Source organism: Mesorhizobium sp. M0960, assembly GCF_040319055.1.
GTDB lineage: Bacteria > Pseudomonadota > Alphaproteobacteria > Rhizobiales > Rhizobiaceae > Mesorhizobium.
Genome location: NZ_JAMYNN010000001.1, coordinates 763,687 through 777,625, shown reverse-complemented (window position 1 = coordinate 777,625; position 13,939 = coordinate 763,687). Strand labels below are relative to the sequence as shown.

12 protein-coding genes and 1 pseudogene are annotated in these 13,939 nt (G+C 59.8%); 10 read left to right on the top strand and 3 right to left on the bottom strand.

The annotated features are described in order from the left end of the window. Nucleotides 1–23 precede the first annotated feature (23 nt). Entirely contained in the window at nucleotides 24–770 is a 747-nt protein-coding gene (radC, locus tag NKH63_RS03885) for a RadC family protein (RefSeq protein WP_023720155.1), read from the top strand. A gap of 86 nt (nucleotides 771–856) precedes the next feature. On the opposite strand, the gene NKH63_RS03880 is transcribed toward radC, so the two are convergent. Both NKH63_RS03880 and NKH63_RS03875 read right to left on the bottom strand, forming a co-directional pair. Then, nucleotides 857–3,436 (bottom strand): bifunctional diguanylate cyclase/phosphodiesterase, encoded by a 2,580-nt coding sequence (locus tag NKH63_RS03880; RefSeq protein ID WP_352482301.1) that lies wholly within the window; start codon nucleotides 3,434–3,436, stop codon nucleotides 857–859. Between the two features lie 361 nt (nucleotides 3,437–3,797). After that, nucleotides 3,798–4,664: a class I SAM-dependent methyltransferase gene (locus tag NKH63_RS03875; RefSeq protein WP_352482151.1), complete on the bottom strand. Its 867-nt coding sequence runs from the start codon at nucleotides 4,662–4,664 to the stop codon at nucleotides 3,798–3,800. A 472-nt stretch (nucleotides 4,665–5,136) separates the two neighbouring features. On the opposite strand from NKH63_RS03875, the gene NKH63_RS03870 reads away from it, so the two are divergent. The 9 genes and pseudogenes from NKH63_RS03870 (at nucleotide 5,137) to NKH63_RS03830 (ending at nucleotide 12,871) form a co-directional block, all read left to right on the top strand. After that, complete coding sequence (locus NKH63_RS03870) at nucleotides 5,137–5,493, top strand: SPW repeat protein (protein WP_051409696.1); 357 nt, start codon at nucleotides 5,137–5,139, stop codon at nucleotides 5,491–5,493. 128 nt (nucleotides 5,494–5,621) lie between these two features. Continuing rightward, nucleotides 5,622–6,071 carry a DUF2231 domain-containing protein gene (locus NKH63_RS03865; protein WP_023720160.1) on the top strand — a complete coding sequence of 150 codons (450 nt, stop codon included), beginning with the start codon at nucleotides 5,622–5,624 and terminating at the stop codon, nucleotides 6,069–6,071. After that, nucleotides 6,071–7,416: pseudogene (locus tag NKH63_RS03860) on the top strand (PQQ-dependent sugar dehydrogenase). The gene NKH63_RS03865 and the pseudogene NKH63_RS03860 overlap by 1 nt, the downstream one beginning before the upstream one ends. 308 nt (nucleotides 7,417–7,724) lie before the next feature. After that, nucleotides 7,725–8,540, top strand: a complete 816-nt coding sequence (gene coxB, locus NKH63_RS03855; protein WP_023720162.1) for a cytochrome c oxidase subunit II — start codon at nucleotides 7,725–7,727, stop codon at nucleotides 8,538–8,540. Between the two features lie 91 nt (nucleotides 8,541–8,631). Beyond that, entirely contained in the window at nucleotides 8,632–10,401 is a 1,770-nt protein-coding gene (gene ctaD, locus NKH63_RS03850) for a cytochrome c oxidase subunit I (protein WP_352917641.1), read from the top strand. After that, entirely contained in the window at nucleotides 10,398–11,102 is a 705-nt protein-coding gene (locus NKH63_RS03845) for a cytochrome c oxidase subunit 3 (protein WP_352482148.1), read from the top strand. The genes ctaD and NKH63_RS03845 overlap by 4 nt, the downstream gene beginning before the upstream one ends. A 13-nt stretch (nucleotides 11,103–11,115) precedes the next feature. Next, entirely contained in the window at nucleotides 11,116–11,838 is a 723-nt protein-coding gene (locus NKH63_RS03840; RefSeq protein ID WP_352482147.1) for a heme-copper oxidase subunit III family protein, read from the top strand. A gap of 10 nt (nucleotides 11,839–11,848) precedes the next feature. Then, a complete protein-coding gene (locus NKH63_RS03835) occupies nucleotides 11,849–12,253 on the top strand; it encodes a cytochrome C oxidase subunit IV family protein (RefSeq protein ID WP_023720165.1) in 405 nt (134 codons plus the stop codon). 144 nt (nucleotides 12,254–12,397) lie between these two features. Beyond that, a complete protein-coding gene (locus NKH63_RS03830; RefSeq protein WP_023720166.1) occupies nucleotides 12,398–12,871 on the top strand; it encodes an aminoacyl-tRNA deacylase in 474 nt (157 codons plus the stop codon). Nucleotides 12,872–12,928: 57 nt separating this feature from the next. On the opposite strand, the gene NKH63_RS03825 is transcribed toward NKH63_RS03830, so the two are convergent. Beyond that, entirely contained in the window at nucleotides 12,929–13,741 is an 813-nt protein-coding gene (locus NKH63_RS03825; protein ID WP_352482145.1) for a DUF2189 domain-containing protein, read from the bottom strand. Between the last annotated feature and the right edge of the window lie 198 nt (nucleotides 13,742–13,939).

Below are 13,939 nucleotides of genomic sequence, written 5' to 3'. Positions count from 1 at the left end.
GGCAAATGCTGGGTGGGGCAGCCATGAACGGTGACGACGACGAGCGGGCCTTCTTTCCCGAAAGGCCGGTGCGATCGCCCGCGAAGGCGGTGGCCGCCGACAAGCCGCATTATCTCGGCCATCGCGACCGCCTGCGCGAACGCTTTGCTGCCGGCCCCAACACCCTCCCCGACTACGAACTGCTCGAGCTTCTATTGTTTCGGCTGATCCCGCGCGCCGACACCAAGCCGGTCGCCAAGGCATTGCTGGCACGCTTCGGTACATTGGCCGAGGTCCTCGGCGCGCCCGTCGAGCGCCTGCAGGAGGTGAAGGGCATCGGCCCGGCGGTGGCGCTCGACCTGAAGGTGGTTGCCGCAACGGCGCAGCGCATGGCGCGCGGCGAGATCGCCGGCCGCGAGCTTTTGTCGACCTGGACGCAGGTTCTCGAATACTGCCGGTCGGTCATGGCCTTCGAGGAGCGGGAGCAGTTCCGCATCCTGTTCCTCGACAAGAAGAACGCACTGATCGCCGACGAAGTGCAGCAGGTCGGCACCGTTGACCACACGCCGGTCTATCCGCGCGAGGTGGTCAGGCGCGCCTTGGAGCTCTCGGCGACGGCGATTATTCTGGCTCACAACCATCCATCGGGCGATCCGACGCCGTCGCGCGCCGACATCGAGATGACCAAGCTGATCATCGAGACGGCCAAACCGCTTGGCATTGCCGTTCACGATCACATCATCATCGGCAGGAAAGGCCACTCCAGCATGAAGGGCCTGCTGCTTATTTGAGGCTTATTGTTACCGGCCTGGCCTGCCACGCGCATATTGATGCGACGCTCAACGCCGATCGCGCCGGTAAATGCGGGGACTGGCGCTCAGCTGGCTGTGCGCAGCCGCCGGGATCGAACAAAGGCCTTTAGTCCGTCGGAATCGAGCGCGTAGCCGAAGGCATAACCCTGCAACATGTCGCAGCCCAGGCCTTTGAGTATCCGTGCGTGCTGCATCGTCTCGACACCTTCCGCCACGACCTCGATACCCAAGGACTTGCCGATGTCAATGATTGACGAGACAACCTGCCTTCTTTGCGGCGATTTGACGATTGGGGTGACCAGCTGCCGATCTATCTTTAGCCGGCGAGGCTGCAACTTGAGCAAACTGACTATCGAAGCGTAACCAGTACCAAAATCGTCTATTTCGATGTCAATCCCGAGTTCTTTTATCTGCTCGATATTCCAGGTGACAAGGTCGTCGTTCTCGTCCAGGAAAATTGACTCAACAAGCTCGAATGAAACTGTCCCTTTTTCGATATTTTGTTCTCGCAAGCTCTTGATGAGCTCCTCATCTTGAAGGCGTCGCGCCGAAACATTGACCGATACCCGCGGAATGTGGAGTCCCGCAGCGGACCATTCTTTGAAGTCCAAAAGCGACTGCTTCAATATGGCTTGGTCGATGATCGAGACCACATTCAGTTCTTCCGCAATTCTCAGGAAGACATCGGGCGCCAAAATACCCTTTTCTGGATGTCTCCACCTCGCCAGCGCCTCAACCCCCACGATTTCGAGCGTCTTTGCGTCAAATTGGGGCTGGTAGAAGGGGATGAACTCGTTGCGCTCAAGGCCGCCGAGAATTTCGTCGGCAATCCGCTTTGTATCGACGATTTCGCTTTGCATCGCGTCGGTGAAGAATTCGTATCGATTGCGCCCACGCCTCTTTGCTCGGTAAAGCGCGATATCGGCGTTTACCAGCAGGTGTTTGGCTTCGATATTTTTTCCGTTGTCGACTGCGATTCCCACGCTGACACCAAAACGGCATCGATGGCCCTGGTAGTAGACCGGTTCGCGCATCTGGCTGATGACGCGGTCAGCGAGCAGCGCCAGTTGCTTGGTATCGTCGCGCACCACGCACAGAACGATGAATTCGTCTCCCCCGATGCGGGCGACGAATCCCTCGTCGCCGACCTTCGATCTGAGGACTGTTGACGCGTGAACCAACATTGCGTCACCGGCGGCGTGGCCCAGCGTATCATTGATGTGCTTGAACCGATCCAGATCGATGTGAAGCAGTGCCGCATGCCCGCCTGAGCGCCTGGCGTTTGCCGCGTAATCTTCCAGTACCTGGTCGAGGTAACGCCGGTTGGGCAAGCCGGTCAACGAGTCATGAAGCGCGATGTGCTCTATGCGCGCTTTGGCCGACTCGAGTTCTGCATTTTTCGACTCGGACAGCTGTTTTGCTCGAACCAGATCCTGGTTCAGCAGGACATCGGCTGTAACGTCCCATTCCGCGCCTATCATTTTTGGAGTGTTGTTTGCGACCCGGTAAACGATCGCCTTGGACCGGACATGACGGACCTCGCCATCCGGACGCACAATCCGGTACTCCGACAAATAGGGTCGTCCGCTGGCCACCGCGCTGTCGAAATCTGCGTTGGCGGTAGCCAAATCATCTGGGTGGATTGCACCCGCCCAGTCTATGTAGCCCCGGTGCTCCCCGGTTGATTTGCCATATATTTCATTTACGCGATCATCCCACGTAAGCTCGTTGGTCGCGAGATCGTGTTCCCAAACCCCAATAGCCGAGGCCTCCAGAGCGAGTTCCAGGCGTCGTGACAATCGACGCAATTCCGCATAATTGCGCTGTCTTTCGCCGATCAGGCGACCTGTGACCAGGAAGGGGAACACAACCAAGGCCCCGGCCGTCGCCATGATCGCGCGCAACAACCATGCGTTACTTGGCGTCGAAGGCCAGCCATTTTTGGGAATGGCCGCGATCTGCCACGAACCGGACGGGAGCAAAACGTCGGCCGTCACCGGATCGCTTTTGCCGATCCGCTCATTGCCGTAGAATTGGTCTCCATTTTGGCCGAGAGCGTCCCTGCCGATCAGCGCTATGTCAATCCCGAGATCGTCGTCAAGCAGCCCGCTCGCCCGATAGAGACGCTGCACGTCGACAACGGCGGAAATGATGCCCCAGAACCTTTCCGTATTGCCCGCGCTCCGCACGAAAACCGGAAAGCGACCGATAAAGCCTTGTCCTCCCTGCTTCAGATCGACGGGACCGGCAAGCACCAGCTTGCGTTCGTCTCGCGCCCTTAGCGCAGCCGCACGCTGCCGCTCGTTCTTGCGGTAATCGAGGCCCATCGCCTGCTCGTTACCCTCCATCGGGTACATCAGGGAAACGACCAGATCGGGCGCGCCGGCAATATTGTTCAATTGCGAGTTCGCGCCAAACAGATTACTCGCCAGCGAAGCGAAGCGTTGCTGTCCCATATAGGGCTCGGTTACGACCGCAGCGACCAGTCCATGCACGAGTTGAAGGTTTCCGTTGATATTGCCTTCGAGCTTGGCGCGGATGAGGTTGACCTTGGTCAGCACGTCCGCACGGACGGCCTGGTCCGAGACGATCTTGTTCTGGTGCTCCGCGAACGCTGCGCTGATAAGGATGACGACAAACGCGATCGCCGCCGGAATATTTGCCGACGAAAAGACGGCCTCCTTAATGCCGCCGAACCTAGCGCGGAAAAAAGCCAATAGGCGATTCCTCAATTGCCATTTCAGGTTCTCGGGTCGACCCGATGAGGAATATTAGCGTTCAATGTTTAATTTGACCTTCACACTCCTGAAAAATTTCGCATTTTCCGATGGCTGACGCCGGCTGTTATGTCGACATCGACACCACCGCCCGCGCGATGTTGAAGGCAGGCTGCATGAAGCGGACCAACATGAAACGAGATCAGCCTTGCTCGGAAGACCGCAGACACGAGCGCCATTGCACACCTCGATGCTCCGACCCGAGTACGTCAAGAGCGTTGACCTTGGGCTAGTGGCCCTCAATCGACTTGTGAGACACAAGATATGGTATCTTGCCGACGCTCCGCTTCGTCGCGCCAATGGAATAGGCCATCGGTATCTTGGGAGAGTTCTCTGGCAGGCCGTACATATCCTTGCCGGCCCGCACTGCAAATGAAAAGTGCTGCCACGAAACCGTGTCATGCTCATTGAGAAAATCGAGCGTCAGACCAGCTGAAATCAGCGCGTTCACCACGTCACTGATCGGATGGATCCACTCATAATAGCGAGGATGCTTCAAGATACGATTGTCGCCGGTGTAGGTCAGTTCCTCGTTCCAGGCGAGCGGCCGAGCTATCGGCGTTCGCCAGTCGTGCTTCAACTCCAGGGCCGCGGCCTTTCGATCGCACTGAAACATCAATGGATGGCCCTCGGCCATGTAGAGCCGGCCGCCGGGTCGCAGGAGACTGGCAACCACCCGCGCCCAGCGGAACACGTCGTCCAGCCAGTTTACCGAACCCCAGGTAACGTAAGCGATGTCAAAGGTCCGGCCGAGCGCTTCGACGGCCTCGAACAGGGGCGCTTCCACGAAACGTACGTCGGTGCCTGCCTTCGCAGCGAAATCCCGCGCCGCCGCGATCGCCGTCGGTGAAAAGTCGAGGCCGGTCACGCTGCCTGCGCCGAGATTCTTCAGGCTGATCGTGTCAAGCCCGATGTGACACTGCAGGTGGACGATATCCTTGCCCGCAATATCGCCGACCTCGCGCGTTTCCAATTCATAGAGATTGGATCCGCCTGCCAGCACATTCTCGATGTGGTAGCTGCCCGTTGTGTCGGTCGAGTGCAGTTCGGCCCGATCATCCCAATTAAGGCGGTTCGCCCCCAGAAACGGTTCCAATTTCCCCCCAACCCTGACTGACGCATGGTAAACAAGTCGTTAAAACACCTTTGCAGCGAAAGTATCGCGCGTCAATCCGGACCGGTCGTCTCTTAAACAAGCTTCGGCGGCAATCAAGACGAGCAAGAGCGTCTCGTCTCAAGAACTGCGATCCACGACCAATGTTTTCACCGGATCGAGAAAAGAATGAGCCTGTCCGCGCCGCTGGCACGTCGCCGCTGACCAAGCCCACTGCGGCTTTGGATCGCTCGATCACCATCAAGTGATCCAGGCGTGCCGGTGCCGAATGGAACATAAAGCCCGGAATTCAGTTAGATAGCCGGATTTGGCTGGAGTACCGCCAGATGCGGAAACTCCGGCCGGGCAAGGGCACTGCCGTAACACGGAGTGAGCGGCTTCGGGCGCATCTCGCCGGACTCAGGCACCACCTTGCCGAACTCGGGAGCCACAAACGCTCCCAATGGAGGATGCCATGAACCAGTGGACAAACGCCAGGCTCTGTGACGTAGCCAACCTGATCCTTGGGGCAATTCTGTTCTTCTCTCCCTGGATCTTCGCCTTTGCGGCAGGCCCGCAGACGCAGAACGCCCTCGGCAGCGGAATCTTGATTGTCGTGCTTTCGATTGCCGCCCTCGCGGCATTTGCCGTGTGGGAAGAGTGGGTGAACCTTGTCGTCGGACTGTGGGTTCTCGTATCGCCCTGGGTGCTTGGATTCCAGGCGACCACGGCGATGACCGTGCATGTCGTGATCGGCATTCTGGTCGCCGTCCTGGCCGCGATCGAGCTCTGGATGATGTACCAGAACCCTCCGACCCAGTCCGCCGCCTAGCAGGCGCAGCCAGCCAGCGCCCTTTTTTGGGCCTGACGGATCGATGTGTCGTCTGCCGGCCTCTCGGCAACAGCTGCCGGAGGCCGTATTGGGGGTTGTTGGACGAGAACTGAGAAGGATTGCGCATTATGGTCGGTGACAATCCGCGTTCGACGGCCAGGATTGCGGGACATCCCATTCATCCGATGCTAGTGCCGTTTCCGATCGCCTGCTTCGTCGGCACCCTGCTGACGGATCTGGCCTATTGGCGAACGGCGGAGATGATGTGGGCGGACTTCTCCGCTTGGCTGGTTACCGTCGGCGTGATCATGGGCTGCCTTGCAGCGATCGTGGGGTTGATCGATTTTCTGGCTAATCCGCTGATAAGGGCACAGCCCCCTGCCTGGCCGCACGTGCTCGGTAATCTGCTGGCGCTGGTGTTGTCCGTGATCAACATGCTCGTGCACACCCGCGATGCATGGACCTCCATCGTTCCCACCGGCTTGATCCTCTCGGCGGTTGTCGTGCTCATCCTCATCTTCACTGGTTGGCTGGGCTGGTCCATGGTGTACCGGCATCACGTCGGAGTGGCGGATTGATGCGCGTAGCAAGCTCCATCAGACAGGCCGGGCGCATCGCGGCGTCCATCCTTACTTGCACTGCGGCGATCACTCTTGCAGCGTGCAGCGGCAACGACCCGGATCCCAGCAGTCAGATAGGGCCGAATCCAAACCTGCCGGAGCCGATCCAATATTTCTTCCCGCCCATGCATCTCGCTTCCGTGGTAGGATGGAAGAACGACGAAAAGCCGACAGTCGCGCAGGGGCTGCAGATCCAGGCTTTTGCCAACGGCTTGCAGCATCCGCGCTCACTTTATGTGCTGCCCAATGGCGACGTCCTGGTGGTCGAGTCCAAGGCGCCGGGCGGCGAACCGATCAAACGGCCCAAGGATTTGGTGATGGGCTGGATCGAATCGTGGGTCACTTCGGGCGGCGACAGCGGCCCAAGCAACCGCATCACCTTGCTGCGCGACGCCGATGGCGATGGCAAGCCCGAGCTGACCAGCGTCTTCCTCGACCACCTGAGCTCGCCCTTCGGCGTGGCGCTGGTGGGAAGCGATCTCTACGTTGCCAACACTGATTCCATTGTTCGCTATCCCTACACCACCGGCGACACCAAGATCACCGCGCCCGGAACGCCGCTCACCGCCCTGCCCGGCGGCCCGATCGACCACCATTGGACGAAGAGCCTGGTGGCAAGCCCGGACGGCTCGCTGCTCTATGTCGGCATCGGCTCGAACAGCAACGTGGCCGAGAACGGCATCGAGGCGGAGAAGGACCGCGCCGCGATCTGGCAGGTGGACAGGGCTACCGGCAGGTCGCGCATTTTCGCCAGCGGTTTGCGCAATCCGAATGGCCTGAGCTGGGAGCCGCAGACCGGGGCGCTCTGGGCCGTGATCAATGAGCGCGACGAGCTCGGCCCCAATCTCGTGCCGGATTATCTAACGTCGGTAAAGGACGGCGGCTTCTACGGGTGGCCATACAGCTATTACGGCCAGCATCTCGATCCCCGAGTCATGCCCCAGCGTCCGGACCTGGTCGCGAAAGCGATCGTTCCGGATTATGCGCTGAGCTCCCACGTCGCCCCTCTGGGATTGGCCTTCTACACGGCAACCAGCCTCCCCCAGGCGTATCGCGCCGGCGCCTTCGTTGGCGAGCACGGGAGCTGGAACCGCACGCGCTTCAATGGCTACAAGGTGGTGTTCGTACCATTCAGCCGCGGCCATCCGAGTGGCGCCGCACAGGACGTGGTGACTGACTTCTTGGACAAGGACAACAAGGCGCGCGGCGGCCTGTCGGCCTGGCCGTCGACAAAACCGGGGCCCTGCTCATCGCCGACGACGTCGGCAACACAGTTTGGCGGGTGACATCTGCCGGCCAATAAAGGGGCTCCACTCCCTTCGTCGAGCTGTCGGTCGAGCAGGGGATCGAACCCTGCGCGCGACGATCCCCGACGATCGCCGTTCCGGGCACATTCGGCATGCTCGCCATTGCCGTTTACTCGACGCTGACGATGTTTGCCGCGCGCTACCGCTGATCACCGCCGAACCGAAGGACCGCCAGCACCGAGAAATGGTATTTTTGCCCTTCCCACCGCCGGCTCTAGAATTTTCATCGCAAATCAAGTTATGATGCACTTGGTATTTCCCGGGACGGCTTTGCGCCGCTTGGAATACCGGGAGGAACCGGGACATGGCCGTTGCGCTTGTACTCGTTCTGATCGTCGTGGGCTCGGTGTTGTTCCACTTCCTGAGCCCATGGTGGTGGACGCCGATTGCCTCGAACTGGGACTATATCGACAACACCATCATCATAACTTTCTGGATCACCGGCGTCGTCTTCGCCGCCGTGGTTCTTTTCATGGCCTATTGCGTCTTCCGCTTCCGTCATCGGGAAGGCAATCAGGCGGCATATGAACCTGAGAACAGGCGGCTCGAATCCTGGCTGACAGTCGTCACTGCCGTCGGTGTCACGGCTTTGCTGGTTCCCGGCCTGTTCGTCTGGAGCCGCTTCGTCAACGTCCCAAGCGACGCAACCGAGGTCGAAGTCGTCGGCCAGCAATGGCAATGGAGTTTCCGCCTGCCCGGCAAGGACGGCAAGCTCGGCACATCCGACACTCGCGACGTCAACGCTGAAAATCCGCTCGGCGTCATCGCCGCTGATGCCAACGGCCAGGACGACGTCGTGGTCGAAGCGGCCGACCTGCATCTGCCGGTTGGCAAACCGGTCAAGATGCTGCTCCGCTCGATCGATGTGCTGCACGATTTCTACGTGCCGGAATTCCGCGCCAAGATGGACATGATCCCGGGCTCAGTCACCTATTTCTGGTTCACTCCGACCAAGACCGGAACCTTCCAGGTCCTGTGTGCCGAACTCTGCGGCCAAGGGCATCCGATGATGCATGGCGTGGTCATGGTCGATACGCAGGAAGATTATCTGGCGTGGCTTGGCCAGCAGCAGACTTTTGCGCAGCTGTCCGCGCCCCAACAGATGGGCTCGGCAGAGTAGACGCCGGAACGACGGCGCGCCGTCGGCATTGAAAAGATTGCGGCAGGCCCGAACTGTCGGGCATGGCCGAAAAGGGCACGGAGGTGTTCCTATGGTCGATATCACACCTGCAGATGCGGTACCGCCGGCCGAAGTCGCGGAAATGGAACTTTGCCATCCGCACAGCTGGTGGACGAAATACGTTTTCTCGCAGGATGCCAAGGTCATCGCCATCCAGTATTCGGCGACCGCGACGGCGATCGGCATGGTGGCGCTGGTGTTGTCCTGGCTGATGCGGCTGCAGCTCGGCTTCCCCGGCACGTTCGACTTCATCACCCCGGAAGCCTACTACCAGTTCATCACCATGCACGGCATGATCATGGTGATCTACCTGCTCACCGCACTCTTCCTGGGCGGCTTCGGCAACTATCTGATCCCGCTGATGGTTGGCGCTCGCGACATGGTCTTTCCCTATGTCAACATGCTGAGCTACTGGATCTATCTCCTGGCCGTGCTGGTCCTCGTGTCGAGCTTCTTTGCCCCCGGCGGACCGACAGGTGCCGGCTGGACGCTCTATCCGCCGCAGGCGATCATGACCGGTACGCCAGGCGGCCAGGACTGGGGCATCATCCTGATGCTCGTCTCGCTGATCCTGTTCATCATCGGCTTCACCATGGGCGGCTTGAACTATGTCGTGACGGTGCTACAGGGCCGCACGCGCGGCATGACACTGATGCGCCTTCCGCTCACCGTCTGGGGTATTTTCACCGCCACCGTCATGGCGCTGCTCGCCTTCCCGGCACTGTTCGTCGCCTGCGTGATGATGCTGCTCGACCGGGCGCTCGGCACCAGCTTCTTCATGCCGGCGATCGTCGAGATGGGCGAACAATTGCAGCATGGCGGCGGCAGCCCGATCCTGTTCCAGCATCTGTTCTGGTTCTTCGGCCACCCTGAGGTCTACATCGTGGCGCTTCCGGCCTTCGGCATCGTCTCCGACCTGATCAGCACCCATGCGCGCAAGAACATCTTCGGCTACCGCATGATGGTCTGGGCCATCGTCGGCATTGGCGCACTGAGCTTCGTGGTCTGGGCGCACCACATGTATGTCAGCGGCATGCATCCCTATTTCGGCTTTTTCTTCGCCACCACGACATTGATCATCGCGGTTCCGACAGCCATCAAGGTCTACAACTGGGTGCTGACGCTGTGGCGTGGCGACATCCACCTCACCATACCGATGCTTTTTGCCCTGGCCTTCATCGTCACCTTCGTCAATGGCGGGTTGACTGGGCTATTCCTCGGCAATGTCGTCGTCGACGTTCCGCTGTCGGACACGATGTTCGTCGTCGCCCATTTCCATATGGTCATGGGGGTCGCCCCGATCATCGTAATCTTCGGCGCGATCTATCACTGGTATCCGAAGGTCACCGGTCGGATGCTGAACGAGACGCTGGGCCGGTTCCATTTCTGGGTCACCTTCCTTGGCGCCTATCTGATCTTCTTTCCCATGCACTATCTCGGCTTGATGGGCGTGCCGCGGCGCTACAACGAATTGACCGATATGACGGTGATGACGGAATCGGCCCACCACCTCAACTCGTTTATCAGCATCATGGCTTTTATCGTCGGTTTTGCCCAGATCGTGTTTCTGTTCAATCTCATCTGGAGCATCCGCCATGGCCGTGAGGCTGGTGGCAATCCGTGGCGGGCAACGACGCTCGAGTGGCAGACGGCCGAAACACCGCCGGGCCATGGCAATTTCGGCAAGGATCTGCCGATCGTCTATCGCTGGGCCTATGACTACAGCGTACCGGGCGCCAAGGAGGACTTCATACCGCAAAACGTTCCGGGCTCCTTCGGACCTTCCAGGGAGCCGGCATGAGCGTCATTCTGGTTTTCCTGCTCGTGATCGCCGGCATTGCTGGGTGGTGGCTCTCGCATCAGCGGCTAATGACGAGGCCGTGGCTCGAGCAAGGTTTGGTCGGGGATTTTGTCGCCCTGGACCGATCGGCGCTTCCGACCGCAAAGATCGGTCTCGGTGTCTTCCTTGCCGTCGTCGGCTGCCTGTTCGCGCTGTTCACCAGTGCCTACTTCATGCGCATGGCGCTGTCGGATTGGCAGCCGCTGCCCATCCCGCCTCTGCTCTGGCTTAATACCGGCGTACTGGTCTTGAGCAGCATTGCCATGCAGTGCGCTTCGCTCGCGGCGCGCAAGGGTCAAGTGGACATGGTCAGGCTCGGCCTCGCCACCGCTGGACTCACGGCGCTCGCCTTCCTGGTTGGACAGCTTATGGCATGGCGGGAACTGAGCGCGGATGGCTATTTTCTGGCGTCCAATCCGGCCAACAGCTTCTTCTACCTGCTAACGGGAATGCATGGGCTGCATATACTGGGAGGGCTGGTCGGCCTGGGCAGAACGACCGTCGGTGCCTGGAACGGTGCGCGGCCGCAGCGGCTTCGGCTGAGCGTCGAGCTGTGCGCCATGTACTGGCATTTCCTGCTTTTCGTCTGGCTCGCCATCTTCGCTCTTCTGGCCGGCTGGGCTTCGACTTTAATCGACATTTGCCGAGGGTTGCTGACCTAGGAGGAACGGGCGGATGGCTGAGACGACACTGACCCACATCGGCCGAACGGGGCCGCGGCCCGCAGGCTGGCAAGGCATCGCCGCCGACTGGTCCTCGGATCAGCGGGCGTTCAAAAACGTGTCTTGGGGCAAGGCCATGATGTGGATCTTCCTGCTCAGCGACACGTTCATCTTCGGCTGCTTCCTGCTCTCCTACATGACCGACCGTATCTCCACACGCGTGCCGTGGCCCAATCCGAGCGAGGTCTTTGCCCTGCGCATCGGCGGCTCCGACATTCCATTGATCCTTATCGCCATCATGACCTTCGTCCTGATCTCGAGCAGCGGAACGATGGCCATGGCGGTGAATTTCGGCTACCGCCGCGACCGCCGCAAGACGGCAGTCCTGATGCTTTTGACCGCGGCACTCGGCGCGACCTTCGTCGGCATGCAAGCCTTCGAATGGACCAAGCTGATCACCGAGGGCGTGCGGCCTTGGGGCAATCCGTGGGGCGCTGCACAGTTCGGCGCATCCTTTTTCATGATCACCGGCTTCCACGGCACACATGTGTCGATCGGGGTGATTTTCCTGATCATCGTGGCGCGAAAGGTCTGGCGCGGGGACTACGACGTCGGACGGCCCGGCTTCTTCACCAGCCGGAGGGGCCGCTACGAAAACGTCGAAATCATGGGGCTCTACTGGCATTTCGTCGACCTGGTCTGGGTGTTCATTTTCGCATTTTTCTATCTTTGGTGAGAGGCAGGACATGGCTGAAGCAACCGCAAATGGCCTTGGACAACACACGCTCGACAGCGCCCGTACGCATGATGCGACGGCGACCAGCGTTACCCCTACGGAGGTTCATCAGGAGCACCCGATCAAGCTCTACCTGGTGGTCTGGGCGTGGCTGTTCATCCTCAGCACCTGCTCCTATCTGGTCGACTATTTCGGGCTCCACGGCTATCTCAGATGGTCGCTGATCCTGATCTTCATGATCCTCAAGGCAGGGCTGATCGTCGCCATCTTCATGCACATGGCCTGGGAACGGCTGGCGCTGACATATGCAATCATCCTGCCGCCGGTGCTGGTGCTGGTATTCGTGACGCTGATGGTCTTCGAAGCGGACTACACCCTTCTCACCCGAATGGCGTTTTTCGGGGCCGGGCCCTGACATGCAATCCGGATCCAGGCCGTCCTGTTCTGGAGCCTTCGCCTTGAAACAATCTACGGCTGGACCATTTCTGTTGGTATCGGAAACGACAGGCGATGCCGGCGTTTCCACATGCGTCGCGAACACCAGCAAGGGGCGCCCAAGATGACCATCGCAAACAGACTGAAGGACTTCATCGATAAGAAAGGCATTTCCTACGACACCGTCGAGCATCACCGCACGGCGACAAGCAGACAATCCGCCATTGCGGCACATGTGCCTGGCAGCATAATGGCCAAATCGGTGGTCGTTCACCACGACCGTGGCTACGCGCTGGCCGTGGTTCCAAGCACGCACAGGATAGAACTCGCGACATTGCAGGATGTTATGGACAAGCCTCTTGGACTTGCCTCCGAAGACGAGGTGGTCTCGTTGTTCGGCGATTGCGATGTCGGCGCTGTGCCGCCGATCGGCGCTGCCTATGATGTGCCGGTGGTCCTCGATGAAAGCCTCGGCGACGCTCCCGAAATCTATTTCGAGGGCGGTGACCATAGGACGCTGGTGCATGTGAGCGGCAAGGATTTCCGCGACCTGACAAAAGACGCGCGCCAGGCCCGTTTCAGCCACCCCGCCTATTGAAAGCTCTGCCCCACCCTCCCCGCACCGGCGCTCGGTGCGGAGGACAGGTTTTTCAGCTCACGGTCTGGTAGCCGGCGGCGATTCGACAACTTTCCGATAGACATGCCAGGTGGCATGACCAAGGATCGGCAGCACGACCGCCAACCCGGCGAACACTGGCAGCGAGCCGATGATCAAGGCGACGGCGACAATAAGGCCCCACACTGCCATCACGATCGGGTTGGCCAGGACAACGCGCACCGAGGTGTGGATGGCTTCGTAGGCGCCGACATCGCGGTCGAGCAACAACGGGAATGCGACGACCGTGGTGCACAACACAACCGCGGCGAACACAAAGCCGATGGCGTGACCCAGGATGATGAGTGTCCAGCCGCGTCCCGTGGCGAATATATCACTGATGAAGCTGGACAGCGATTGCGGCGGCGCCGGGCCGAACACGGTCTGGTAAAATATCTGGGCCGTCAAAAGCCAGGCGATGAATATCGCAAGCAGCATGATGCCGACCGCCGCAATAGCCGGCAGCGCCGGAGAACTTCTGACCTCAAAGGCGTGCCTCCACGAGGCATCGAGCCCGGCTTCCCGTCGCCGGCTGATCTCATAGAGGCCGATCGCCGCGAACGGACCAATTAGCGCAAAGCCGGACACAAGCGGAAACAACAATGGCAGCGTGTTGTTGCCTGATGTCCAGACGGCAAGCACGACCCCCGCAAGCGGGTAGATCAGGCAGAGAAAAACGATGTGCGACGGCTTGACCATGAAATCATCGACGCCACGCCTGAGCGCATCAAAAAGATCGGAGACACCGATTTTTCGAATTCTGGTGTGTTCCAGCGTCTCGTTGGCGCCTGCTATCACGTGAAAACTTGCCATGACCATTCCTCCAGACCGGGTCCGGTAAGGTCGCGTTTTACGGTGCTGCCGTTCTGCGTGATTGGCCACGCAAACCGCGACCTGCACCATGATCAATATACTCTCATGCGGGGGACTTGTCGCGCTTTGTACGAAGGCCCCCGGGGGTAAGAGGTCCCGGGTAGCCCGACTAGCTCTGGATGCCGTTCTTCGATATGC

Excerpts from the sequence above, each read along its gene's own strand:
- radC (WP_023720155.1), top strand. The coding sequence starts at position 24 with ATGAACGGTGACGACGACGAGCGGGCCTTCTTTCCCGAAAGGCCGGTG.
- NKH63_RS03870 (WP_051409696.1), top strand. The coding sequence starts at position 5,137 with ATGAACCAGTGGACAAACGCCAGGCTCTGTGACGTAGCCAACCTGATC.
- NKH63_RS03865 (WP_023720160.1), top strand. The coding sequence starts at position 5,622 with ATGGTCGGTGACAATCCGCGTTCGACGGCCAGGATTGCGGGACATCCC.
- coxB (WP_023720162.1), top strand. The coding sequence starts at position 7,725 with ATGGCCGTTGCGCTTGTACTCGTTCTGATCGTCGTGGGCTCGGTGTTG.
- ctaD (WP_352917641.1), top strand. The coding sequence starts at position 8,632 with ATGGTCGATATCACACCTGCAGATGCGGTACCGCCGGCCGAAGTCGCG.
- NKH63_RS03845 (WP_352482148.1), top strand. The coding sequence starts at position 10,398 with ATGAGCGTCATTCTGGTTTTCCTGCTCGTGATCGCCGGCATTGCTGGG.
- NKH63_RS03840 (WP_352482147.1), top strand. The coding sequence starts at position 11,116 with ATGGCTGAGACGACACTGACCCACATCGGCCGAACGGGGCCGCGGCCC.
- NKH63_RS03835 (WP_023720165.1), top strand. The coding sequence starts at position 11,849 with ATGGCTGAAGCAACCGCAAATGGCCTTGGACAACACACGCTCGACAGC.
- NKH63_RS03830 (WP_023720166.1), top strand. The coding sequence starts at position 12,398 with ATGACCATCGCAAACAGACTGAAGGACTTCATCGATAAGAAAGGCATT.
- NKH63_RS03825 (WP_352482145.1), bottom strand. The coding sequence starts at position 13,741 with ATGGCAAGTTTTCACGTGATAGCAGGCGCCAACGAGACGCTGGAACAC.